This window comes from Paraburkholderia sp. MM5477-R1 (genome assembly GCF_050436385.1).
GTDB classification, from domain to species: domain Bacteria; phylum Pseudomonadota; class Gammaproteobacteria; order Burkholderiales; family Burkholderiaceae; genus Paraburkholderia; species Paraburkholderia tuberum.
The window spans coordinates 738,377-762,053 of sequence record NZ_JBNDMC010000003.1 but is presented as its reverse complement, the minus strand read 5'-3'; the positions used below and the strand labels follow the sequence as shown (position 1 = coordinate 762,053).

24 protein-coding genes are annotated in these 23,677 nt (G+C 64.3%); 13 read left to right on the top strand and 11 right to left on the bottom strand.

The window, feature by feature from the left end:
• The first annotated feature begins 46 nt into the window (after positions 1-46).
• The 3 genes from OKW35_RS06810 to rsmA all read left to right on the top strand — a co-directional run bounded on the left by OKW35_RS06810 (position 47) and on the right by rsmA (position 3,386).
• Positions 47-1,411 (top strand): peptidylprolyl isomerase, encoded by a 1,365-nt coding sequence (locus OKW35_RS06810; RefSeq protein ID WP_429551551.1) that lies wholly within the window; start codon positions 47-49, stop codon positions 1,409-1,411.
• Positions 1,412-1,424: 13 nt separating this feature from the next.
• Positions 1,425-2,435: a 4-hydroxythreonine-4-phosphate dehydrogenase PdxA gene (pdxA, locus tag OKW35_RS06805; RefSeq protein WP_429551550.1), complete on the top strand. Its 1,011-nt coding sequence runs from the start codon at positions 1,425-1,427 to the stop codon at positions 2,433-2,435.
• Positions 2,436-2,543: 108 nt separating this feature from the next.
• The gene (rsmA, locus tag OKW35_RS06800; RefSeq protein WP_184034614.1) at positions 2,544-3,386 is read left to right on the top strand and encodes a 16S rRNA (adenine(1518)-N(6)/adenine(1519)-N(6))-dimethyltransferase RsmA; all 843 of its coding nucleotides are present in this window, start codon (positions 2,544-2,546) and stop codon (positions 3,384-3,386) included.
• A gap of 42 nt (positions 3,387-3,428) precedes the next feature.
• Here rsmA and OKW35_RS06795 read toward each other — a convergent pair whose 3' ends face one another.
• Both OKW35_RS06795 and gloA read right to left on the bottom strand, forming a co-directional pair.
• Complete coding sequence (locus OKW35_RS06795; protein ID WP_429551549.1) at positions 3,429-4,376, bottom strand: DMT family transporter; 948 nt, start codon at positions 4,374-4,376, stop codon at positions 3,429-3,431.
• A gap of 219 nt (positions 4,377-4,595) precedes the next feature.
• Positions 4,596-4,991: a lactoylglutathione lyase gene (gene gloA / locus OKW35_RS06790; RefSeq protein WP_429551548.1), complete on the bottom strand. Its 396-nt coding sequence runs from the start codon at positions 4,989-4,991 to the stop codon at positions 4,596-4,598.
• 351 nt (positions 4,992-5,342) lie between these two features.
• Here gloA and OKW35_RS06785 point away from each other — a divergent pair, with 351 nt between their 5' ends.
• The 5 genes from OKW35_RS06785 to OKW35_RS06765 all read left to right on the top strand — a co-directional run bounded on the left by OKW35_RS06785 (position 5,343) and on the right by OKW35_RS06765 (position 9,212).
• The gene (locus tag OKW35_RS06785) at positions 5,343-6,179 is read left to right on the top strand and encodes a transporter substrate-binding domain-containing protein (protein ID WP_184034601.1); all 837 of its coding nucleotides are present in this window, start codon (positions 5,343-5,345) and stop codon (positions 6,177-6,179) included.
• 51 nt (positions 6,180-6,230) lie between these two features.
• Positions 6,231-6,947: an amino acid ABC transporter permease gene (locus tag OKW35_RS06780; protein WP_090803038.1), complete on the top strand. Its 717-nt coding sequence runs from the start codon at positions 6,231-6,233 to the stop codon at positions 6,945-6,947.
• 21 nt (positions 6,948-6,968) lie between these two features.
• Positions 6,969-7,613, top strand: coding sequence for an amino acid ABC transporter permease (locus tag OKW35_RS06775; protein ID WP_429356594.1), 645 nt, complete (start codon positions 6,969-6,971; stop codon positions 7,611-7,613).
• A complete protein-coding gene (locus OKW35_RS06770) occupies positions 7,610-8,362 on the top strand; it encodes an amino acid ABC transporter ATP-binding protein (protein WP_311541738.1) in 753 nt (250 codons plus the stop codon). Before OKW35_RS06775 ends, OKW35_RS06770 begins: the two co-directional genes overlap by 4 nt.
• 100 nt (positions 8,363-8,462) lie before the next feature.
• The gene (locus OKW35_RS06765) at positions 8,463-9,212 is read left to right on the top strand and encodes an IclR family transcriptional regulator (protein WP_184062361.1); all 750 of its coding nucleotides are present in this window, start codon (positions 8,463-8,465) and stop codon (positions 9,210-9,212) included.
• 9 nt (positions 9,213-9,221) lie between these two features.
• On the opposite strand, the gene OKW35_RS06760 is transcribed toward OKW35_RS06765, so the two are convergent.
• From OKW35_RS06760 to OKW35_RS06725, 8 genes are all read right to left on the bottom strand, one after another.
• Positions 9,222-10,115: a M48 family metallopeptidase gene (locus tag OKW35_RS06760; protein WP_090805591.1), complete on the bottom strand. Its 894-nt coding sequence runs from the start codon at positions 10,113-10,115 to the stop codon at positions 9,222-9,224.
• Positions 10,116-10,163: 48 nt separating this feature from the next.
• Positions 10,164-10,922 (bottom strand): lysophospholipid acyltransferase family protein, encoded by a 759-nt coding sequence (locus OKW35_RS06755; RefSeq protein WP_090803045.1) that lies wholly within the window; start codon positions 10,920-10,922, stop codon positions 10,164-10,166.
• 39 nt (positions 10,923-10,961) lie between these two features.
• Complete coding sequence (gene gmhB, locus OKW35_RS06750) at positions 10,962-11,516, bottom strand: D-glycero-beta-D-manno-heptose 1,7-bisphosphate 7-phosphatase (RefSeq protein ID WP_429551547.1); 555 nt, start codon at positions 11,514-11,516, stop codon at positions 10,962-10,964.
• 10 nt (positions 11,517-11,526) lie between these two features.
• Positions 11,527-13,626, bottom strand: a complete 2,100-nt coding sequence (gene glyS, locus OKW35_RS06745) for a glycine--tRNA ligase subunit beta (RefSeq protein ID WP_429551546.1) — start codon at positions 13,624-13,626, stop codon at positions 11,527-11,529.
• A gap of 15 nt (positions 13,627-13,641) precedes the next feature.
• The gene (gene glyQ, locus OKW35_RS06740; protein ID WP_008921090.1) at positions 13,642-14,649 is read right to left on the bottom strand and encodes a glycine--tRNA ligase subunit alpha; all 1,008 of its coding nucleotides are present in this window, start codon (positions 14,647-14,649) and stop codon (positions 13,642-13,644) included.
• Positions 14,650-14,829: 180 nt separating this feature from the next.
• Positions 14,830-16,440 (bottom strand): FMN-binding glutamate synthase family protein, encoded by a 1,611-nt coding sequence (locus OKW35_RS06735; protein ID WP_429407425.1) that lies wholly within the window; start codon positions 16,438-16,440, stop codon positions 14,830-14,832.
• Positions 16,441-16,702: 262 nt separating this feature from the next.
• Positions 16,703-17,956, bottom strand: coding sequence for a tRNA 2-thiouridine(34) synthase MnmA (gene mnmA / locus OKW35_RS06730; protein ID WP_429551545.1), 1,254 nt, complete (start codon positions 17,954-17,956; stop codon positions 16,703-16,705).
• Positions 17,957-18,014: 58 nt separating this feature from the next.
• Positions 18,015-18,494 carry an NUDIX hydrolase gene (locus OKW35_RS06725; protein ID WP_429551544.1) on the bottom strand — a complete coding sequence of 160 codons (480 nt, stop codon included), beginning with the start codon at positions 18,492-18,494 and terminating at the stop codon, positions 18,015-18,017.
• A gap of 251 nt (positions 18,495-18,745) precedes the next feature.
• On the opposite strand from OKW35_RS06725, the gene OKW35_RS06720 reads away from it, so the two are divergent.
• The 5 genes from OKW35_RS06720 (at position 18,746) to OKW35_RS06700 (ending at position 22,605) form a co-directional block, all read left to right on the top strand.
• Positions 18,746-19,888, top strand: coding sequence for a Re/Si-specific NAD(P)(+) transhydrogenase subunit alpha (locus OKW35_RS06720; RefSeq protein ID WP_429551543.1), 1,143 nt, complete (start codon positions 18,746-18,748; stop codon positions 19,886-19,888).
• A 13-nt stretch (positions 19,889-19,901) separates the two neighbouring features.
• The gene (locus tag OKW35_RS06715; protein ID WP_018419437.1) at positions 19,902-20,228 is read left to right on the top strand and encodes an NAD(P) transhydrogenase subunit alpha; all 327 of its coding nucleotides are present in this window, start codon (positions 19,902-19,904) and stop codon (positions 20,226-20,228) included.
• Positions 20,229-21,680 (top strand): NAD(P)(+) transhydrogenase (Re/Si-specific) subunit beta, encoded by a 1,452-nt coding sequence (locus OKW35_RS06710; protein WP_429356601.1) that lies wholly within the window; start codon positions 20,229-20,231, stop codon positions 21,678-21,680.
• 257 nt (positions 21,681-21,937) lie between these two features.
• Positions 21,938-22,189 (top strand): type II toxin-antitoxin system prevent-host-death family antitoxin, encoded by a 252-nt coding sequence (locus tag OKW35_RS06705; RefSeq protein ID WP_184002374.1) that lies wholly within the window; start codon positions 21,938-21,940, stop codon positions 22,187-22,189.
• Positions 22,186-22,605 carry a type II toxin-antitoxin system VapC family toxin gene (locus OKW35_RS06700; protein ID WP_429551835.1) on the top strand — a complete coding sequence of 140 codons (420 nt, stop codon included), beginning with the start codon at positions 22,186-22,188 and terminating at the stop codon, positions 22,603-22,605. Before OKW35_RS06705 ends, OKW35_RS06700 begins: the two co-directional genes overlap by 4 nt.
• Positions 22,606-22,898: 293 nt before the next feature.
• Here OKW35_RS06700 and OKW35_RS06695 read toward each other — a convergent pair whose 3' ends face one another.
• Positions 22,899-23,642 carry a helix-turn-helix transcriptional regulator gene (locus tag OKW35_RS06695; RefSeq protein ID WP_429551542.1) on the bottom strand — a complete coding sequence of 248 codons (744 nt, stop codon included), beginning with the start codon at positions 23,640-23,642 and terminating at the stop codon, positions 22,899-22,901.
• Positions 23,643-23,677: the final 35 nt, after the last annotated feature.

Here is a 23,677-nt window from a genome sequence, read left to right as displayed (position 1 = left end):
GGCTTGCGAAAAGACGGGCGAAGCGCCCGACATCATTGGAGTATCTGTGGCAATCATGAAACAGCTTCGCTTGGCAATACTCGCGGCGGGTCTCGTCGCCGCGGCGTCCTTCCTTCCAGTCGCGTCGGTACAGGCGCAGGCATTGGCCGGCAATAGCGGCCAGACGGTGGACACCATCGCCGCAGTGGTCAACAACGGTGTCATCACGCAGCGCGAGCTCGACGAGCGGGTCGGTCTGATCGCGCACCGGCTGAACCAGCAGAACGCTCCGGTGCCGCCGACGGACCAGTTGCGCCAGCAGGTGCTCACGCAGATGGTGCTCGAGCGCATCCAGCTGCAGAAGGCCAAGGAAGACGGCATCACCATCGACGACGCGGCCGTGCAGCGCACGCTCGAGCGTCTCGCGCAGGCGAACAACATGTCGCTCGCCATGTACCGCGCGCGCATCGAGGCGCAAGGCGTGCCCTGGACCACTTTCACGAGCGACGCGCGCACGGAGCTGACGCTGTCGCGTCTGCGCGAGAAGGAAGTGGACAGCAAGATCACGGTGACGGACGCCGAGGTCGCGAACTATATCGCCAGCCAGCGCGGCCCGGGCGCCGGCCAGACGAACGACCTGCACATGCAGCACATTTTCGTGAAGGCGCCGCTGAACGCCTCGGAGACCGACATCGAGGCGGCGCAGAAGAAGGCCGCGGCTCTGCTCGCCGAAGCGAAGGGCGGCGCGGATTTCGAAAAGCTTGCGAAAGCCAATTCGCAGGCGCCGGACGCGTCGAAGAACGGCGGCGATCTCGGCTTCCTCGCGCCCTCGAAGCTGCCGCCCGAGTTCGTGAAGGCCGCGTCGGCACTGCGTCCGGGTGAGATCAATCCGGATCTGATCCGCACCAACGACGGCTTCGAGATCGTGCGTCTGGTCGAGCGCCGTGCCGGCCAGGGCACCAGCGCGGACGCGCCGAAGCTCGTGCAGACGCACGTGCGCCATATTCTGCTGCGCGTCGGCGACGGTCAGTCCGAACCGCAGGCACGCCAGAAACTGCTCGACATCCGCAACCAGATCGCCGCCGGCGGCGACTTCGCGAAGTTCGCGCGCACCTACTCGCAGGACGGCTCGGCGTCGCAAGGCGGTGACCTCGGCTGGGTCAGCCCGGGCGAGACGGTGCCCGAGTTCGAGCGCGCAATGAACTCGCTGCAGGACGGTCAGATCAGCGAACCGGTGCGCAGCGAATACGGCTACCACCTGATTCAGGTGCTCGGCCGCCGCGATGCGCAAGGCTCGATTGCGCAGCAGATGGATCTCGCGCGTCAGGCCATCGGCCAGCGCAAGGCGGAACAGGCGTATGCCGACTGGCTGCGCGAGCTGCGCGATACCGCGTACGTCGAAGTGATGCCGGCCACGGCGAACGTGCAATAACAGAGCCAATGCGATGACGAGCGCTGCCCAGCCCACCCACCGCCCGCTGCAGATCGCGATCACGACCGGCGAACCCGCCGGCGTCGGTCCCGAGCTGACCGCGCAGGCGCTGGCCGGCGCGGCGGCGCACTGGCCTCAGGCGCAGTTCACCGTGCTCGGTGACGCGCAACTGCTCGCTGAGCGCGCGCGCGCGGTCGGCGTCGATTGGGCGGCGCTGCTCGCGCCAGGCCCGCGCGTGCGGCTCGAACATCACTCGCTTGGCGCACCAGCGCAGGCAGGCAAGCTCGACGCCGCGAACGGCCGCTATGTGCTCGATCTGCTCGATGCGGCGATCGACGGCGCGGTGGCCGGCAGGTTCGACGCGATCGTCACCGCGCCGCTGCAAAAAAGCACGATCAACGACGCCGGTGTGCCGTTTACCGGCCACACCGAATATCTGGCCGAGCGCACCCATACGCCGCGCGTCGTGATGATGCTCGCGGGCGCCGGCAAGCGGCCGCTGCGCGTCGCGCTTGCGACCACGCATCTGCCGTTGAAGGACGTGTCGGCGGCTTTGACGATCGAAAGCCTCGTTGCAACGCTGCGCATCATCGATCACGACCTGCGTCACCACTTCGGCTTGCCCGCGCCGCGTATCCTCGTGACGGGGCTCAATCCGCACGCGGGCGAAAACGGCTATCTGGGCCGCGAGGAAATCGACGTGATCACGCCGGCGTTGCGGCAGGTGAACGGCGAGGGCGTCGACGCGCGCGGTCCGTATCCGGCCGACACGCTGTTCCAGCCGCGTTATCTCGACGAAGCCGACTGCGTGCTCGCGATGTTCCACGACCAGGGCCTGCCGGTGCTGAAATTCGCGACGTTCGGCGAAGGGATCAACGTGACGCTCGGCCTGCCGATCATCCGCACGTCGGTCGATCACGGCACCGCGCTCGATCTGGCCGGCACCGGCCGCGCCGACGCGGGTAGCCTGATGGCCGCCGTCGACACGGCGGTGTCGATGGCGCAGCATCGTCGCGCGGGCTGAGGCGCGGGTAGCGTGGGCGGTCGCGGTGCTCGTGACGCGCCGCGTGGCGTCGTGTTTCCACCGTGACGTCTTTCATTCTCAAGCAGTTTTCTTTCTAGCGTTTCTCCGATGTCCACCAGCAGACAGCAAGGCCGGCACCAGGGCCATCTCGCGCGCAAGCGTTTCGGTCAGAACTTCCTGGTCGACATGGGCGTGATCGATTCGATCGTCGACGTGATCCGGCCGCAGCGCGGCGAGCGCATGGTCGAGATCGGGCCGGGCCTCGGCGCCCTGACCGAGCCGCTGATCGAGCGGCTCGCGACGCCCGAGACGCCGCTGCATGCGGTCGAACTCGACCGCGATCTGATCGGCCGTCTGAAGACGAAGTTCGGCAACCTGCTCGAACTGCACGCGGGCGACGCGCTCGAATTCGACTTCGGCTCGCTCGCGGCACCGGGCGACAAGGCGTCGCTGCGCATCGTTGGCAATCTGCCGTACAACATTTCGAGCCCGCTGCTGTTTCATCTGGCGACGTTCGCGGAGCGCGTGATCGATCAGCACTTCATGCTGCAGAACGAGGTGGTCGAGCGGATGGTGGCGGAGCCGGGCACGAAGGCGTTCAGTCGCCTGTCGGTGATGCTGCAATACCGCTACGTGATCGACAAGCAGCTCGACGTGCCGCCCGAGTCGTTCCAGCCGCCGCCGAAGGTCGATTCGGCGATCGTGCGGATGATTCCGTACGAGCGGCACGAACTGCCGGTGGTCGACGAAAGCGTGCTCGGCGGGGTGGTGACGGCGGCGTTCTCGCAGCGTCGCAAGATGTTGCGCAACACGCTTGCCGCGCTGCGCGACACCGTCGATTTCGACGCGCTCGGCTTCGATCTGCAACGCCGCGCGGAGGACGTGCCGGTCGCCGAATACGTGAGTGTGGCGCAGGCGGTGGCGGCGCGCTCGGCCGCTGCGCCGGAATAGACTCGACGCTCGACGGCGGCAGGGCGCCGCCGTCGAGCCCGCTTACCGTTTCGCCGGCGCGTTGACGAGCGCGATGCCGGTCAGCACCAGCAGCGCGGCGATCAGAAAGCGCGCGCTGAACGACTCGCCGAGCAGCAGCACGCCGAAGGTGACGCCGAACAGCGGCGTCAGAAACGAAAACACCGACAGCCTCGACGCGATGTATCGCGTCAACAGCCAGAACCACAACAGATAGCTGACGAACGCGACGATCACGGCTTGATACGCGAGGCTCGCGAGCGCGAGCGGCGTCACGCTTTCCACGCGCACCTCGCCGAGCCCCAGCGCCAGCGCGAGCAGCACCACCGCCGACACAGTCAGCTGATAGAACAGCGTCTTGCTCGCGCTCGTCCGCGCGAGCCGCGAGCCGCGCACGATCACCGTGGTCGCGGCCCACGCGATGCCGCCGAGCACGCCGAGCGCATCGCCGGCCGCGCCCGCGAGCGTCGAGCCGTGGGCCGCGCTTGCAGCCGTGCCCGCGTCCGTGTGCAGGAAGCCGTCCGCGAACGCGAGCGCCATCCCCGCGAACGCGACGACAATGCCGAGCCACTGGATGCGCCGCATGCGTTCGCCATCGACGAACCAGTGCAGGCCGAGTGCCGTGAAACACGGCGCCGTGTACAGAAAGACCGCCATGCGCGAGGCGCTCGTCAGCGTCAGGCCGAGAAAGATGCAGACGAACTCGGCCGCGAACAGCACGCCCGCGAGCAGGCCCGCGCCGAGCGTGCCGTCATCGCGAAAGAGCGGCGTGCCGCGCGAGCGTGCCCATGCCCACACGAGCAGCGCCGCGATCGTCGAGCGCAGCCCCGCCTGAAAGATCGGCGGCACCGCCGCATTGGTGGTCTTGATCGCGACTTGCTGCAGCCCCCAGATTGCGCACAGGCCGATCATCAACAGGATCGCGAAGCTATCCGGGGTGCGGCGCGCGGGCAAGGCGGTGGTCGTGCTCATGGCGGTGTGGTGAAGAGGTGGGGAGTGCACGGCGAGCCGGTCGGTCCGGTGCGCGGCGAAAACGCCGAGCGTCAGTAGTCGGCGTTTTTTGATGGCGTCGGCACGAGGCAAGATTGCCGGGCGAATTCGCCCGGCGTCAATTCGCCGGGTGCAACGTGAAGCCGGGCTGTGTTTTCATCGTTCTGGCTGACAGCGCGACTCGTGCTCGCCACCGGACGTTCAGTCGACTCGCCCCTTCTTCTGTATCAGCTCGATCTTGTACCCGTCCGGGTCGGCGACGAAGGCGATGACAGTCGTGCCGTGTTTCATGGGCCCAGCTTCGCGTGTAACGACACCGCCGCGTTTCTTCACTTCTTCGCATGCCGCATAGGCGTCGTCGACTTCGAGGGCGATGTGACCGTAGCCGCTTCCGAGGTCGTACTTGCTCGTGTCCCAGTTGTACGTCAGTTCGATCGCCGCGCCTTCGGATTCGTCCTCGTAACCGACGAATGCGAGGGTGAACTTCCCGTCCGGGTAGTCGTTCTTTCGAAGCAGGCGCATTCCTAGAACTTCGGTGTAGAACCGGATCGATGCGTCCAGATCACCGACTCGAAGCATGGTATGCAAGATTCGCATGAGGACTCCTTTGATAGTTTGTGGATAAATGCGTCGACCTGCGGCAATTGTAAATGATTGCCGTATAGCTTGAGCCCGAAGCCGCGCCGCCCGCCCGGCGCACTGCGGACTCGATGCGCATCGTGGAATTCGATCGGATCTATTTGAACAAAAAAGTATGGGCAATAAGGGTTTGTGTGCGGTTGCCGGTTTGATATTAGTGTCCAACACTCAGCATCAATCCGGTTCGTCAGATAGTAGTCTGATATATCGGACAATCGATGCGTGACCCGGCGATTTGTTAAGCGTGCAGACAGGCGCTGAAGCCGATTCGTCCGCTCCGGACCACTCTTCTCCGCTTAGGACCCTGCCATGAAGCTTGCCAAACGAGGCGCCCAAGCCGCCTTTCTGTTCGCTGTTGCTGGATTGCTCGCCATCACCGGCTGCACCAAGGTTGCCACGCCAGGGCAGAGCGCAGCGGCATCCCCCTCGACGCTTCAGGCCGTGCTGCAGCGAGGCACGCTGCGCGTCGGCGACTGCCTGACGTTCGCGCCGTTCGGGTTCTATAACAAGGACGGCCAACCAGACGGCTATGACGTGGACCTCGCGAAGGAACTCGCGAAGCAGATGGGCGTGAAGCTCGAGGTCGTGAATACGACGAGCGCGAACCGGATTCCGAATCTGCAGACCAGCAAAGTGGATGTCGTGTTCTGCAACTTCACGCGTAATCTGGAGCGCGCGAAAGTAATCGAATTCACGACCCCCTACGTGGTTGCCAGCGAAGCACTGCTGGTCAGAAAAAATAGTGGCGTTCAGTCGATCAAGGACATGGGCGGTCGCACGATTGCGACGGTCAAGGGCTCGACCAATGGCGACGAAGTGCGCTCGCTGAATATCCCGATCAAGATCCAGGAATACGACAGCTCGCAGGCCGCGATTCTTGCCGTCAAGCAGGGGCAGGCCGACGCGATGATCGAGGACAACAACTTTCTTGCGTATCAGGCCAAGCTCGATCCTGAACTTGCCGTCACGAACGAAGCGCTGGTCCCGCTCGAATACAACGCGTTCGGTGTCAAGGCCGGCGATCAGGAATGGCTCAACTACCTGAATCTGTTCCTCTTCAACGTCAATGCGTCGAAGCTCAACGCGCAGCTCTACAACAAGTGGTTCGGCACCGATCCGCGCTACCCGCTCAATCCGCAGTTTTGAGGAGCGGGAGATGCCGATATCTATTGAAACCCGAACGATGCGGAGGGTGAGATGAGTTACGAGTGGCTCACTCTGTGGGGCTACGTGCCCGAGTTTTTGAGCGCGAGCTGGCTGACATTGCAAGTGACCGTGCTGGCATTCGTACTGGCGCTAGTCCTCGGCTTGTTGACCGCGCTTGCCAGCGTTTCTGCGCTCGCGCCATTTCGGTTGATTGCTCGCGGCTACGTTGAAATCATCCGCAACACGCCTGTTCTCCTGCAGATTTTCATCGTTTTCTTCGGTCTGCCGTCGGCGGGTATTTCGCTCGACGCATACTGGGCGGGCGTCATTGCGCTCGGCGTCAACGTCGGTGCTTACCTATCGGAAGTGTTCCGCGCCGGCATACAGTCGGTGCCGCGCGGCCAACTCGAGGCCGCCGGCATTCTCGGTCTCGAACGCGCGCAGATCTTCGTCGAGGTCGTGCTACCGCAGGCGACGCGCGCGGTCTATCCGGCCATCGTCAACTACCTGATCCAGTTGCTGCTCGGTACGTCGCTGCTGTCCGCCATTGCGTTGCCGGAGTTGACCGGCACTGCGACCGTGATCAACTCGCGGACGCTTCTCTATCTTCAGACGTTCAGCGTGACGCTCGTCGCGTATCTCGTGCTCAGTAACGTACTGTCCTGGCTTGCGGGCCAGCTCGGAGCGCGGATCTTTCATCCTCCCCTCGTCATGCCGGCGCGCACCGGTTTCGGGACCGGCTTTATGCGCCGGACGAAACGGGCCTGATTCCCGGATTGGAGTTGGATCATGTCAGTCGAATTGCTGAAAACCAGTTTCTCCATCCTGCTGCAGGGTCTGGTGACGACGCTGTTGCTTTCCATTGCGTCCATCGTGGGCAGCACGCTGATCGGCCTTTTCGCCGCGGTCTTGCGGTCGTTCGGACCGTGGGGCACAGCCCGCCTTGCCAGACTCTATACGGAGCTGTTTCGCGGCACGCCGGTACTCATCACGCTGATGTTCATCTATTTCGGCGTGTCGTACTTCGGTTACGCGATCGACGTCTTCGCAGCGGGCGTCATCGGCTTGAGCATCTATCAGGGCGCCTACATCGCCGAAATCTTCCGCTCAGGGATCGAGGCGGTACCCAAAGGTCAATGGGAGGTATCTCAGATCCTCGGCCTCACGCGGGCTCAGTCGTTCTCGTTCGTCGTGCTGCCTCAGACGGGAAAGATCGTGTTGCCGCCTCTCGTCGGTCAGTATCTGTCGCTCATCAAGGACACGTCGATCGTCAGCATGATCGGAATGTCCGAGTTGATGCATGGTGGCCAGGCCATCGTCGACCGGGTCGGAAAGCCCGTGGAAATCTACGGACTCGTCGCCCTCATTTACTTCGCCGTGTGCTTCCCGCTCTCGCAATGGGTGCGCCACCATGATCGCAGGAGATTGTCGTGAGTAACCAAAGCCAAATCAGACCCATCATTTCACTGACGGGCGTCAGCAAAGCATTCGGTTCGACTCGGGTGTTGAACGAAATCAATCTCGAGGTTCGCTCGGGCGAGGTGCTGGTGCTCATTGGCGCGTCCGGCTCGGGTAAGAGCACGGTCTTGCGAATCATGGCGGGATTGGAGACCACCGATTCCGGCGAGGTCTGGGTCAACGATGTGCCCATGCATGATCCGCGCCGAGCGCGAGAGATTCGTGGCCATGTCGGCATGGTCTTCCAGCAGTTCAATCTGTTTCCTCACAAGACCGCGCTCGGCAATGTCACGCTCGCGCTTATCAAGGCACGCCGCATGAGTCCGGACGACGCGCGCAAGCGCGCCATGGACACACTCGACCGTGTCGGGCTCGCGGACCGCGCGGCACACTATCCAAGCCAGTTGTCGGGCGGTCAGCAGCAACGCGTGGCGATTGCGCGAGCGCTCGCGGTCGAGCCCGGCATCATGTTCTTCGACGAGGCGACGTCCGCGCTGGATCCGGAGCTGGTCGGCGAGGTCACCGAGGTGATGCGTGGGCTCGCGCGCGACGGCATGACGATGGTCGTCGTCACGCATGAAATGGGCTTTGCCCGCAAGACCGCCGACCGCGTGGTCTTCATGGACAAGGGCGTCATCGCCGAGCAGGGCGATCCGGAACAGATCTTCGTCAATCCCGCGAACGAACGCACGCGGCAATTTCTGCACAGAGTTCTCGACCATTGACCTGTCGCGGCCTGAGAGTCGCTTTCGCGGGTCTGCCGCGCGATAAACTCACGTCGCTTGAAAGACAACCGGTCGGATGAACGCTTTACGGAGTGAACGCATGGCTGTAACCGAATCGTCTCGGGCGAGAGGCGTGGATCGCGTCATTGCGATGTTCCGGCAATTGCACGTCGCCCAACGCCCGCTGACCATGCGCGAATTAATCGAGGCGACCGGCGCGCCGCGTTCGAGCATCTACGAGCTGGTCGCGATTCTCGCGGAAGTGGGCTGGCTCGAGACGGCCGCGGATGGGAGCGTGTTCTTCGGGCGCGAGATGCACTACTACGGGTCCGACTATGCAACGCACAACGATCTGATTAGCCGCGCGCATCAATCCATTCTGGCATTGGTACGGAAGTACGACGAGACCACGCAGCTGTGCATGCTGGAAGGCAACAAGTACACGGTCGTGTTATCCGAGAACAGTGCCCGGCCCTTCAACATCAGTTCGGACATCGGCGTGAGAGTGCCGATTCCGTGGACCGCCACGGGACGTCTGCTGCTAGGTCACCTGAATGCCGACGAGATTCGCGCGCTCATTCCGGCCGAAGATTTCATCCTCGACAACGGGGTGAATATCGAATTCGGCGAATTCCTGAACGACGTGCAGGCCGCAAAAGAACGAGGCTACTGCTGCACCGAAGGACTCTCGAATGCGTTCAGGCTTTGTATGGCAGCGCCGATTCGCGACCGTGCGGGACTGCCGATTGCGGCGCTGTGTTTCATGACCGGCCGCGACACGAGCCCGGACAGGCGCGGCGTGATGCTCGACGATCTGTTGCAGTCCGCGAAAGCGCTCTCGCATAGATAGCGCCCGGCCTCAAAGCGTCGGCAACAGCTCCGGCGGATGCGACTTCAGTGTCTGCCGCGCCTCGCGGAACTCCGGAAAAATCGATTCGACCGTCTGCCAGAAGCGCGGACTGTGATTCATCTCGCGCAGATGCGACAGCTCGTGCGCGACGACGTAGTCGATGATCGACAGCGGAAAGTGGATGAGCCGCCAGTTCAGGCGGATTTTGCCGTCGCTCGAACAACTGCCCCAGCGCGTCGCCGCCGAAGACAAGGCATACGCGCGATAGTTGACGCCCAGCTTCTGCGCGTAGATCGCCAGACGCTCGCCGAACAGCCGCTTCGCTTCTCCTTGCAGCCAGCCCTGCACGCGATCCTTGATCTGCTGCGGGTCGGCTTGCAACGGCAGCGGCAATTGCAGCGCGCCGTGCTCGGCGCTGAACGCGAGCATGCCTTGCGGCGCGCCGAGCGTCACGCGCACCGGCTGACCGAGGTAGGGCACTTCGGCGCCGTCTTGCCAGTCGATCTTCGGCAATGCACGCTGCTCGACGCGCGTTTGCCATTCGATCAGCTTCGTAAAAATCCAACGCTGTTTTTCGGTGATCGCGGTTTCGATATCGGCGAGCGTGACCCAGCGCGGCGCGGTGATCGTGAGGCCGGTGCTGTCGATCGCAAAGCCGATCGAGCGGCGCGCCGAACGCTTGAGCGCGTAATGCAGCGTGCGTGAACCGATGGCGAGACTGCGCAGCTTGCTGCCGTCCGGCGCGAGCGGCGCGACGGGCGGCCGGGCCGGTGCTGAGCCCAATGAACCCGGCGCGGAAGGTGAGGGAGACGACGACGTCGACCCCGGCTCGGCGAAGAGCGGGAGATCGAGCTGCCGGTTTTCGAGCGCCGCGGCGGGCTGCGGCGTAGGAGACTTCTGCATCGGCTTCGCTTCGCGCAATACGCCTTCGGAGTTCGAGGGCGTGGCGCGTCAGATGGGCGCGGCGGCGGAATCGTTAGCCGCCGCGCTGTAGGCAGTCGGATCGATGCGGCGCATCTCTGCTTCGATCCACTGCTCGACGCGCGTGTTCACTTCGTCGGGCGTGAGCCCCGTCGTGTCGATCGGCTTGCCAATCGACACCGTGACTATACCCGGATATTTAAGAAACGAGTTGCGCGGCCACACGCGGCCCGCGTTGTGCGCGATCGGCACGACGGGGGCACCGCTCGCGATCGCGAAGCGCGCGCCGCCGGTCTTGTACTTGCCCTGCTTGCCGGTCGGCGTGCGCGTGCCTTCCGGAAACATGATGACCCATGCGCCTTCGGCCATGCGGGCCTTGCCCTGGTTCGTGACCGATACGAACGCGTATTTGCCTTCCTTGCGGTTGATGTGAACCATCTTCAGCATGCCGAGCGCCCAGCCGAAGAACGGCACATACAAGAGCTCGCGCTTGAACACGTAGCACAGCGGGCGCGGCATGATCGCCGGAAACGCGAGCGTTTCCCACGCCGACTGATGCTTCGACAGCAGCACGGCCGGGCCGTTGGGCAGATTCTCGAAACCTTCGATGCGGTAGCGGATGCCGTTCAGGTAGCGCACCGTCCACAGCGTCAGACGACACCAGCCGGCCGCCATCCAGTAGCGGTTTTCCGCGCGCAGGAACGGAAACGCGATGAAGCACGCGGTCGCGTACGGTACCGTGAACACAACGAAATAAATCAGCAGCAGCAGGGAACGGATAAAGCGCATCGGCGTGGTCGGTGGGGGGTGGGAGCGCGGTGCGCGCGTTTATTCCTGAGCGTCGGCGAGAAAGTCGAGCGCGAACGCGCGCAGGTCGTCGTGCACGATCGTGCCTTCGGGCAAGCCGCCGGCGGCGAGGGTCTTGCGGCCCTTGCCGGTCAGCACCAGATGCACCGGGTGACCGAGCGCAGCGCCCGCCTGCAGATCGCGCAGAGAATCGCCGACCGTCGGCGTATGCGCCGGATCGATCTCGAATCGCTCGGTGATCATCTTCAGCATGCCGGGCTTCGGCTTGCGGCATTCGCAGTGATCTTCCGCCGTGTGTGGGCAGAAGAACACCGCTTCGATGCGCGCGCCGACCGCTGCCGCCATCCGGTGCATCTTCAGATGCATCGCGTTCAACGCATCCATGTCGAACAGACCGCGGCCGATGCCCGACTGGTTCGTCGCGACTGCGACGCGATAGCCGGCGTGGTTCAGGCGTGCGATCGCTTCCAGCGAGCCGGGCAGCGCGACCCATTCGTCCGGCGACTTGATGAATGCGTCGGAGTCGACGTTGATCACACCGTCGCGGTCGAGGATCACCACTTTCTTGATCGGCATGGCGCGGTGCTCAGGCGGCGAGTCGGGAAATATCGGCGACGCAGTTCATCTGCTGATGCAGCGCGCCGAGCAGAGCCAGACGGTTCGCGCGCAACGCGGGGTCTTCGGCGTTGACCATCACGTCGTTGAAGAACGTGTCCACCGGTTCGCGCAGCGCGGCCAGCGCCGTCAGCGCGCCGGTGTAGTCGCGAACGGCCAGTTGCGATTGCACGCGCGGCGTGACCTGTTCGAGCTGCGCGTTGAGCGCCTTCTCCGCTGCCTCGGTGAGCAAGCCGGGCTGCACGCCGCCATTCGTCACGCCTTCCGACTTCTTCAGGATGTTCGAGATACGCTTGTTGGCCGCCGCGAGCGACGCCGCTTCGGCGAGCGACGCGAACTCGCGCACCGCGTCGAGGCGCGCGACGAGGTCGTCGAGCCGCGTCGGGTTCAGCGCGAGCACCGCGTCGATTTCGCTGGCCGCGTAGCCGCGTTCGCGCAGCAGGCCGCGCAGGCGGTCCATGCTGAATTCGTAGATCGCGTCGGTCGAATCGGCGACGCTCGGCACGCCGGCGAATTGCGCATAAGCGATGCGCAGCAGCTCGACGAAGTCGACGTTCAGCTGCTTCTCGACCAGAATGCGCAACACGCCGAGCGCATGACGGCGCAGCGCGAACGGGTCTTTCTCGCCGGTGGGCTGCAGGCCGATGCCCCAGATGCCGACCAGCGTTTCGAGCTTGTCGGCGAGCGCGACGACGGTGCCGGTCGCAGTGGTGGGCAAGGCGTCGCCCGAGAAGCGCGGCTGGTAGTGTTCCGAGCATGCGAGCGCGACTTCTTCCGGCTCGCCGTCGTGGCGCGCGTAGTACGTGCCCATCGTGCCTTGCAGCTCGGGGAATTCGCCGACCATGTCGGTGATCAGGTCGGCTTTCGCGAGGCGCGCGGCGCGCGTCGCGAGCGCGACGTTGGCGCCGGTCAGTGCGGCGATCGCGCCGGCCAGCCCTTCGAGCCGCTCCACGCGTTGCAGCGCCGAGCCGAGCTTGTTGTGATAAACGACGTTCGCGAGCAGTGGCACGCGATCCGCGAGCGGCTTCTTCTTGTCTTGCGTGAAGAAGAACTTCGCATCGGCGAGACGCGGACGCACCACGCGCTCATTGCCTTCGACGATCTCGACCGGCGTCGCCGTCTCGATGTTCGACACGATCAGGAAGCGCGAGCGCAGCTTGCCGTTCGCATCGGTCAGCGCGAAGTACTTCTGGTTCGTCTGCATCGTGAGGATCAGGCATTCCTGCGGCACTTGCAGGAATTCGTCCTCGAAGCGGCACTCATAGACGACCGGCCATTCGACCAGCGACGTCACTTCGTCGAGCAGCGCTTCGGGCATCACGACCTTGTCGTCACCGGCTTGCGCGAGCAGTTGCGAGCGGATCGCTGCCTTGCGCTTCGCGAAGCTCGCGATCACGCGGCCTCTGTGTTCGAGCGTTTCGGCATACGACTGCGCATGCTGGATCTGCACGAAGCCTTCGGACAGGAAGCGGTGGCCGAGCGTGGTGTCGTCGGCGTCGATGCCGAGCACGCTGACCGGCACGACCTCTTCGCCGTGCAGCGTGGTCAGTCGATGCACCGGGCGCACGAACTGCACGCTCGAACCGTCCGGGCGCTGATACGTCATCGGCTTTGCGATCGGCAGCTTCGCGAGCGTTTCGTCGAGCGCGCCTTGCAGGCCGTCGGCGAGCGTCGCGCCCGGCGCCGCGTAGCGCAGGAAGAACGCTTCGGCTTTACCGTCCTGGGCGCGTTCGAGGTCGTTCACCGTGAAATCGGGGAAGCCGAGCGCGGCGAGTTTCTTCGCGAGCGGCGCGGTGGGCTGGCCATCTTTATCGAGCGCGACGGAAACCGGCAGCACTTTTTCGCGCACGTGTTTTTCCGGCGCGAGCGCGCGCACGTTGTGAATCGTCACCGCGAGACGACGCGGCGTAGCAAAGCGTTCGAACGACGGCTCGCCGTCGATCAGGTCGCGCGCCGCGAGGCGCTGCGCAATACCTTCGGCGAAGGCGTCGCCGAGACGGGCGAGCGCCTTCGGCGGCAGTTCTTCGGTCAGCAGCTCGACGAGCAGGGTAGCGTGTTGAGATTGAGTCATTGGTTGAAGTTCTCGTCAGTCCTGGTCGATCTTGCGTTCGACTTTCAGCGGCGGCGCCCACGCGGGCATCGCGGCTTCCTGCTCGTCGGTGGTGAGGCCGGGCACGCCGTGCACCGGATTGCCGAGCATCGGGAAGCCGAGCTTTTCGCGCGAGTCGTAGTAGGCCTGCGCGACCAGACGCGACAGCGCGCGAATCCGGCCGATGTACGCCGCGCGTTCCGTGACCGAAATCGCGCCGCGCGCGTCGAGCAGGTTGAACGTGTGGCCGGCCTTCAGCACGAGCTCATAGGCGGGCAGCGCGATCTGTGCATCGATCATGCGCTTCGCTTCCGCTTCGTAGCTGTTGAAGAACGTGAACAGCAGATCGACGTTCGCGTGCTCGAAGTTGTAGGTGGACTGCTCGACCTCGTTCTGGTGATACACGTCGCCGTAGGTCAGGCGGCGCAGTTCGGGGCCGTTCGGGCCTTGTTCTTCCCACTCGGTCCAGACGAGGTCGTAGACGTTCTCAACCTTCTGCAGATACATCGCGAGGCGCTCGAGTCCGTAGGTGATTTCGCCGAGCACCGGCTTGCAGTCCAGACCGCCGACCTGCTGGAAGTACGTGAACTGCGTCACTTCCATGCCGTTCAGCCACACTTCCCAGCCCAGCCCCCATGCGCCGAGCGTCGGGTTTTCCCAGTCGTCCTCGACGAAACGCACGTCGTTCTGCTTCAGGTCGAAGCCGAGCGCTTCGAGCGAGCCGAGGTACAGGTCGAGAATGTTTTCCGGCGCGGGCTTGAGCACCACCTGATACTGGTAGTAGTGCTGCAGACGGTTCGGGTTCTCGCCGTAGCGGCCATCTTTCGGGCGGCGCGACGGCTGCACGTAGGCGGCGCGCCACGGCTCGGGGCCGATCGCGCGCAGGAACGTATGGACGTGGGACGTGCCCGCGCCGACTTCCATGTCGATCGGCTGGAGCAACGCGCAGCCCTGCTTGTCCCAGTAGGACTGCAAGGTCAGGATGATTTGCTGAAACGTGAGCATGAAGTGCCTTTCGGGCATGGGGCCATGCCGCGTGCGCCGAAGCGCGCGAGGGGCCGTGGAGCGAAGTGCTAAACCCGAGATTTTAACGGAAAGGAAGGGGGGCGGCCCGTTTTGCGGGGTCGGACGGGCCGCGATGCGGTTTTTGAGCGACAGGCGACGCGGCAAGGGCCGCGCGCACGTTCAGCTCGCCGCCAGCTCCGCCTTCGGCGAGAACGAATCGCTTTGCGCGATCGGCCAGTACGTCTCGAACAGGGTATAGCGATAGTTGCCGTTGAGCAGGTCGTTCGGTTCGAGATATTTGAGCAGATCCGACATCAGCCGCACCTCATGCGAGGACACGCGCCGCACGATGTGATGCGCGCGCAACTCAGCCGGATGCCGGAGCCCGGCGGCCTGGATGATTTCCTGCAACGCGTGCAGCGTGTTGTGGTGGAAGTTGAACACGCGATCGGCCTTGTCCGGCACCACCAGCGCGCGCTGGCGCACCGGGTCCTGGGTCGCGACGCCGGTCGGGCAGCGGCCGGTATGGCAGGTCTGCGCCTGGATGCAGCCGACCGCGAACATGAAGCCGCGCGCCGCGTTGACCCAGTCCGCGCCGATCGCGAGCGTCTTCGCGATATCGAACGCGGTGATCATCTTGCCGCTCGCGCCGATGCGGATGCGTTGCCGCAGACCGATGCCGACCAGCGTGTTGTGCACGAGCAGCAGCCCCTCCTGCAACGGCACGCCGACGTGATCGGTGAATTCGAGCGGTGCCGCGCCGGTGCCGCCTTCCGCGCCGTCCACGACGATGAAGTCCGGCAGAATGCCCGTTTCCAGCATCGCCTTCGCGATACCGAAGAATTCCCACGGATGCCCGATGCACAGCTTGAAGCCGGTCGGCTTGCCGCCCGACAGCGTGCGCAGCCGCTCGACGAATTCGAGCAGCTCGCGCGGCGTCGAGAACTCGGAGTGCGTCGCCGGCGAGATGCAGTCGCGGCCCATCGGCACGCCGCGCGTCTCGGCGATTTCGGGCGTGATCTTCGCGCCCGGCAGCACGCCGCCGTGACCGGGCTTCGCGCCTTGCGACAGCTTCACCTCGATCATCTTCACCTGCGGTTCGGCGGCCTGCTTCGCGAACTTCCCGGCGTTGAAGGTGCCGTCGTCGTTACGGCATCCAAAATAGCCGGACGCGATTTCCCAGATGATGTCGCCGCCATGTTCGCGATGATATTTCGACATCGAACCTTCGCCGGTGTCGTGCGCGAAGTTGCCTTTCTTCGCGCCGAGGTTCAGCGCCATGATCGCATTGGCCGATAGCGAGCCGAAGCTCATCGCCGACACGTTGAAGATCGACATCGAATACGGCTGCCCGCGATCGGGGCCGACGACGATGCGAAAGTCGTGACCGTCGAGCGTGGTCGGCGCGAGCGAGTGGCTGATCCATTCGTGCGCGACCGCCTTCACGTCGATCCGCGTGCCGTATGGGCGGCTGTCGACATCGTTCTTCGAGCGCTGATAGACGATGCTGCGTTGCGCGCGCGAGAACGGCTTCTCGTCGGTATCGTCTTCGACGAAATACTGACGGATCTCCGGGCGGATGGATTCGAAAATGAAACGCAGGTGGCCCCACAGCGGGTAATTGCGCAGGATCGCATGGCGCTGTTGGCTCAGGTCGAACACGCCGAGCGCGACGAGCGCGGCCGGCACGAGGATCCAGAACCATGACAGGTGATGCGTCGCGGCGAGCGCGGCACATACCGCGGTGAGGGCGATTGCGCACCACATGGCCAGATAGCGTCGAGAAAACATGGGGACTCCAGTGCAGTGAAGATCATTGCGGCGGCATCGTCCGCACGGGAGCGCGGGCGGTATCGGTCGCGAAGGAAAACCGGCGGTTGCGGGTCACGGTGCGACGCGGACCGGCGAAGCCCGAAGATAAGGCCTGCGAATGGAAGCCAAGCGTCGCACGCGAAGGTGAAGTGTGTGTGAATGCGCCAGGCGGGGCAAACATGGTGAATGGCGCGGACCTGTCGGAATGGTACGACCCGCCGCGCCCGCCGTTATGCATCGCTCAACGCGCGCCGAGCAGAGCCGCTTTTTGCCGCGGGTTTTGCGGCTCGTCCTGCGCCTGGCCTTGCGGCTGCTTTGGCTTGTGCGCCTGCTTGCGACGCTGCGCGCGGGTTTGCTTCGGCGCCTGATCCTGCGGCAGTTCGGCCGGTTGCCCGGTCACCGCGCGTTCGATGATGCCGCCGCCGAGGCACACGTCGCCGTCATACAGCACCGCCGATTGGCCCGGCGTGACGGCCCATTGCGCGGCGTCGAAGGTCAGTTCGAAGAGGCCTTCGCGCGAACCGCCTCCCGCCGGGGCGTTGAACGTGCACGCCGCGTCGGCCTGCCGGTAGCGCGTCTTCGCGCCGCACGCGAAGCCGTCGGCCGGCGGCTCGCCCGCGACCCAGCTCGTGTTGCCCGCCGACAGCGTATGGCACAGCAGCCACGGATGGTCGTGTCCCTGCGCGACGTACAGCGTATTCGTCGGAATATCCTTGCCGGCGGCGAACCAGGGCTCGCCGCTGCCGTCCTTGCTGCCGCCGAGACCGATGCCCTTGCGCTGGCCGAACGTGTAGAACGCGAGGCCGATGTGCTCGCCGACGATCTTGCCGTCGGTGGTCTTCATCGGCCCCGGCCTGGTCGGCAGATAGCGGTTCAGGAAGTCGCGGAAAGGCCGCTCGCCGATGAAGCAGATGCCGGTCGAATCCTTCTTCTTCGCGTTCGGCAGGCCGATCTGCGCGGCGATCTCGCGGACCTTCGTCTTGGGAATTTCGCCGAGCGGGAACAGTGTTTTCGACAGCTGCGCCTGGTTCAGCCGATGCAGGAAGTACGACTGGTCCTTGGTATGGTCGAGCGCCTTCAGCAGCTCGAAGCGGCCATCGTTCTCGCGCACGCGCGCGTAGTGGCCGGTCGCGATCGTTTCCGCGCCGAGCGACATCGCGTGATCGAGGAAGGCCTTGAACTTGATCTCGGCGTTGCACAGCACGTCCGGGTTCGGCGTGCGGCCGGCCGAATATTCGCGCAGGAATTCGGCGAACACGCGGTCCTTGTACTCGGCCGCGAAGTTGACCGCCTCGACGTCGATGCCGATCAGGTCCGCCACCGACACCACGTCGATCCAGTCCTGGCGCGTCGAGCAGTATTCGCTGTCGTCGTCGTCTTCCCAGTTCTTCATGAACAGGCCGACCACGTCGTAGCCCTGTTCCTTCAGCAGCCACGCGGTGACCGACGAATCGACGCCGCCCGACATGCCTACTACGACTTTGCGCTTGCTCATAAGGTACTCACTGGGTGCTGCATGACTGCATTGATCTATGGGGCCGCTCGTGACGGCCTCATTGCTTCGGCGCAACCGAATGCGTATGGACGAAGTCGAGCGGGAAACGCCGGCCGGCCAGGTAATCGTCGATGCACTGCATCACGAGCGGCGTGCGATGCCGCTCGGGGCACGCGCGCAACTCATCGGCGCTCATCCACAGCGTGCGGACGATGTCGGGATCGAGCGAATTCGCCGGGTCCGGTTCGCCGCCCGCGCCGCAATAGGTGAAGCGCAGGTACGTGGTGCCCGCGCGGTCCGGCCGCTCGAAGTGGGTCATGTACATGCCGACGAGCGCCTCGGGCGCGAACGGATGCGCGGTTTCCTCGAACGTTTCGCGGATCACCGCTTCCAGCAGCGTTTCGCCCGCCTCGAGGTGGCCGGCGGGCTGGTTCAGGCGCAGGCCGGCGGCAGTGTGTTCCTCGACAAGCAGGAAGCGCCCGTCACGCTCGACGATCGCCGCGACGGTCACGTGCGGCCGCCAGGTTTCCGGTTTCATGGGTGCGCATTTTACCGGTTATGCGCGCCGGCTGCCTGGTGACCGCTGGCAGCCGGTTCGCAGCGTGTTCGAGGTGGGATCGCGACCGATTCGTAACAGTTTGGCGGTCTGCCGCGCATTCGCATCGACCCCGATATTTGTGATGTGGCGGTTTCCGGTTAAAGTGGGGCCTGCGTTAGCCGTTGCATGTGCAAGCCGGCGAGCCTCGTCGGCAGGTCTGTCGTCAAACAGGAAGTCGAGGAGGAACAACGATGCACATCGGAGTGCCAGCCGAGACGCGCGCGCATGAAACCCGCGTTGCCGCGACGCCCGAGACGGTCAAGAAGTACGTGGCGCAAGGCCACCGGGTCACGCTCCAGAGCGGCGCCGGCGCCGGCGCGAGCTTTCCCGATGACGCCTATACGGCCGTGGGCGCGGAAATCGTCGATGCCGCCACTGCATTCGGCGCAGATCTCGTCCTCAAAGTCCAATCCCCCACCGATTCCGAACTGCCGCTGCTCAAGCGCGGCGCGACGCTGGTCGGCATGCTCGATCCGTTCAACGCCGACAACGCGGGCAAGCTCGCCGCGGCCGGCGTCACCGCGTTCGCGCTCGAAGCCGCGCCTCGCACCACGCGCGCGCAAAGCCTCGACGTGCTGTCGTCGCAGGCGAACATCGCCGGCTACAAGGCGGTGCTGCTCGCGGCGACGCTCTATCCGCGCTTCATGCCGATGCTGATGACCGCGGCCGGCACCGTGAAGGCCGCGCGCGTGCTGATTCTCGGCGCGGGCGTGGCTGGCCTGCAGGCGATCGCCACCGCGAAGCGCCTCGGCGCCGTGCTGGAAGCGTCCGACGTGCGCCCGGCCGTCAAGGAGCAGATCGAGTCGCTCGGCGCGAAGTTTCTCGACGTGCCCTATGAAACCGACGAAGAACGCGACGCCGCGCAGGGTGTCGGCGGCTATGCGCGGCCGATGCCGCCGTCGTGGCTCGCGCGCCAGTCGGCGCTGGTGCACGAGCGCGCAAAGCAGGCCGACATCGTCATCTCGACCGCGCTGATTCCGGGCCGCCCGGCGCCGACGCTGCTGTCGGTCGACACTGTGCAGGCGATGAAACCAGGCTCCGTGCTCGTCGACCTCGCGGCCGGCCGCGGCCCCGAAGTCGACGGCCGGCGCGGCGGCAATTGTCCGCTGACCGAGGTGGACCAGGTGGTGGTGCGCTATGGCGTGCAGATCGTCGGCTATACGAATCTCGCCGCGATGGTGCCCGCCGACGCGTCGTCGCTGTACGCGCGCAACGTGCTCGACTTCCTGAAGCTGATTATCGCCAAGGAAGGCACGCTGAACATCGATCTCGCGGACGACATCGTCGCGGCCACGCTGCTGGCTCGCGACGGCCAGGTCACGCGCAACGCATAGGGGGAAGCCGAAGATGGAAGTCATCAATCACACGGTGATCAACCTGATCATCTTCGTGCTGGCGATCTACGTCGGCTATCACGTGGTCTGGAACGTCACGCCCGCGCTGCATACACCGCTGATGGCGGTGACCAATGCGATCTCGGCGATCGTGATCGTCGGCGCGATGCTCGCGGCGGGTCTCACCGTCGGCAGCGCCGGGAAGTTCTTCGGCACGATCGCGGTCGCGCTCGCGGCCGTCAACGTGTTCGGCGGATTCCTCGTCACGCGGCGAATGCTCGAGATGTTCAAGAAGAAAGAACCCAGGAAACTACCGGCTGGCGGCAAGGAGGGTACGTAAATGAGCCTGAACGTCGTCACGCTGCTGTATCTGGTCGCGTCGGTCTGCTTCATCCAGGCGCTCAAGGGGCTGTCGAATCCGAAGACCGCGCGCGTCGGCAATACCTTCGGCATGGTCGGCATGGCGATCGCGATTCTGACGACCATCGCGCTGATCTCGCGGCAGGCCGAAGTACTTGGCTCCAATCTCGGTCTCGGTCTCGGCCTGCTGCTGTTCGGGCTCGTGATCGGGGGCGCGATCGGCGCGTTCGTCGCCGCGCGCGTCGAGATGACCAAGATGCCTGAACTGGTCGCGGCGATGCACTCGCTGATCGGTCTCGCGGCCGTGTGCATCGCGTATGGGGTGGTGTCGGAGCCGGCCGCGTTCGGCCTCGTCGATCCCAACGTGCCGATCGAGGGCTTCCTGCCGTACGGCAACCGCATCGAACTGTTCATCGGCACGTTCGTCGGCGCGATTACTTTTAGCGGCTCGGTGATCGCGTTCGGCAAGCTGTCGGGCAAGTACAAGTTCCGGTTGTTTCAGGGTGCGCCGGTCGTCTACGGCGGCCAGCATCTGATCAACCTGATGCTCGCGCTCGCGATGCTCGGCTTCGGCGTCCTCTTCTTCCTCACGCAGTCGTGGCTGCCGTTCATCATCATGACGATCATCGCGTTCGTGCTCGGCGTGCTGATCATCATTCCGATCGGCGGCGCGGACATGCCGGTCGTCGTGTCGATGCTGAACTCGTACTCGGGCTGGGCGGCGGCGGGCATCGGCTTTTCGCTGAACAATCCGATGCTGATCATCGCCGGCTCGCTGGTGGGGTCGTCGGGTGCGATCCTGTCGTACATCATGTGCCGCGCGATGAACCGCTCGTTCTTCAACGTGATCCTCGGTGGCTTCGGCAACGAGCCGGGCGCGGCCGCGGGCGGCGCGGCGGAGCAGCGTCCGGTGAAATCGGGTTCGGCCGATGACGCGTCGTTCATGATGGGCAACGCGGAAACGGTCGTGATCGTGCCGGGCTACGGGCTGGCCGTCGCGCGCGCGCAGCATGCGTTGAAGGAGTTGACCGACAAGCTGGTCGAGAAGGGCATCGAGGTGAAGTACGCCATTCACCCGGTGGCCGGCCGCATGCCGGGTCACATGAACGTGCTGCTCGCCGAGGCCGAAGTGCCGTACGACATGGTGTACGAGATGGAGGACATCAACGGCGAGTTCGGCCAGGTCGACGTGGTGCTCGTGCTCGGCGCGAACGACGTGGTGAATCCGGCCGCGAAGAACGATCCGAAGTCGCCGATCGCGGGCATGCCGATCATCGAGGCGTACAAGGCGCGCACCGTGATCGTCAACAAGCGCTCGATGGCGGCGGGCTACGCCGGGCTCGACAACGACCTGTTCTACATGGACAAGACGATGATGGTGTTCGGCGACGCGAAGAAGGTGATCGAGGATATGGTGAAGGCGGTCGACTAGATCGCTAGCGGTGAACGACGCTTTACACGCTTTTCACTGAGCAAGTGAAGAAATTGGATACGCTCCAGCTCTTGCGACGCGAGCTGGAGGACCACCTTGCGTTGCTCGCTCTCGATAAGGAGAGCGAGCATAAGTGAGCCGCCCGTCGGCGGATTTTTCGCGGACGCGAAAATTTCTCTTTCGGAACTCACAACGTAGTGACTTGCCGACATTCCTGACATGTAGTAACGTTACTACGTTAGGTGGCGGGAGGGAATATGACGATTACGACCTTATCCAGCAGGGAACTCAATCAAGACGTGACCCGGGCGAAAAAGGCTACCAAAGACGGCCCCGTATTCATCACCGATCGCGGCAGGCCCGCCCATGTTTTGCTGAGCATCGAGGAATACTGGCTTCTCGCCAGACAGCGTCGCAACATCGTGGACGCCCTGGCCATGCCCGAGGTTGCTGACATTGAATTCGATCCGCCGCGCGTGGATATATCTATCCGGCCGGCTGAACTCTGATGTTTGTTATCGATACGAATGTCGTTTCCGAACTCCGTAAGGGGCGCAGGGCCGATGCCAACCTCGTCGCCTGGGCAAAGAGCGTTGATGCTTCGGCGCTCTTTGTTTCTGCAATCACGATCATGGAGCTGGCAAGGGGCGTTTTGCTGAAGGAGCGCAGCGACCCGAGCCAAGGCGCGTTGCTGCGCGCATGGCTCGATGAGCACGTCTTAACTGAATTTGCGGATCGCGTGCTGCCTGTCGATACGGGCGTTGCCTTACGCTGCGCGCGCTTGCATGTACCGGATCGGCGCTCGGAGCGTGATGCGCTTATCGCCGCTACGGCGATCGTTCATGGTATGACCGTGGTGACGCGAAATGTCGCTGATTTCGTAGCAACGGGCGTCTGCCTTGTGAACCCTTGGCAGGCCGCGTGATTTTTCGCGGACGCGAAAAATTTCGCGTCGGGTCAATGCCAGTAACTGGACTTACCGGAATGCGTTTTCCCTGCGATAACCGCCTGGATCGCCAGGCACCCCGGCCGTAAGCCTGATGCGGCGGGCTTTCTTAGGGAGCTTGACCCAATGACCATCAACGCATCTACATGGACAAGACGATGATGGTGTTCGGCGACGCGAAGAAGGTGATCGAGGATATGGTTAAGTCGGTCGAGTAGCTCGTTAGCGGTAAACAGACCCTGAGATCGCGGTGCGTCGCGCCGCGATCCTTTTCATATTTTCGGCCTCGCGTTTACGTGCCGCAGCAGATCCGCGAGCCGCCTGCCTTCCTGATCCGGATACGTCTCGAGCACTTCGAGATCGCGCATCTTCTCCAGTCCGAAGTTGCGGAAATCAGCACGCAGCTCGCACCATGCGCCGAGCGTCCAGCGCGCGCCCCAGTACGCGAGCGCGAGCGGCCAGACGCGGCGCTCGGTGTCGGCGCCGTTCGCGTCGGTGTACGCGAAGCGCACCACCTGGCGCGCATCGATCGCGCGATGCAGCGAGTCGAGCTGCGTCGAAAAATCCCCCTTGATGTGAAACGACGGCGCGAAGATCGCGAGCCGTTCGAGCGTCGCGCGCTTGTCGGCGGGCATCGCCGATGCGATTTTGGCCAGCGCGCCCCGCGCGCCGCTCGCGAAGCCCGCGCCACCCCATGATTCGAGCATGCGCGCGCCGGCGGCGAGCGCGGCGAGTTCGTCGGCGGTGAAGGTCAGCGGCGGCAGACTTGCCGAGCGCGACAGCCGATAACCGATGCCCGCTTCGCCTTCGATCGGCACCCCCGACAATTGCAGATCGCGCACGTCGCGATAGACCGTGCGCGGCGAGATGTTCAGCCAGTCGGCTAGTTGCTGCGCGGTGGTCAGGCGCCGGCCGCGCAGCAGCTCGGCGATCTGGAACAGGCGGTCGGCACGGCGCGTCATCGTGTGCGTCGGGTAGAGGAGGAAGGGGACGGTCCCGCGATGATAGCGCCGCATGGCGGCCTTCGGTTCGTGCGCGGCGGCTTCAGGCG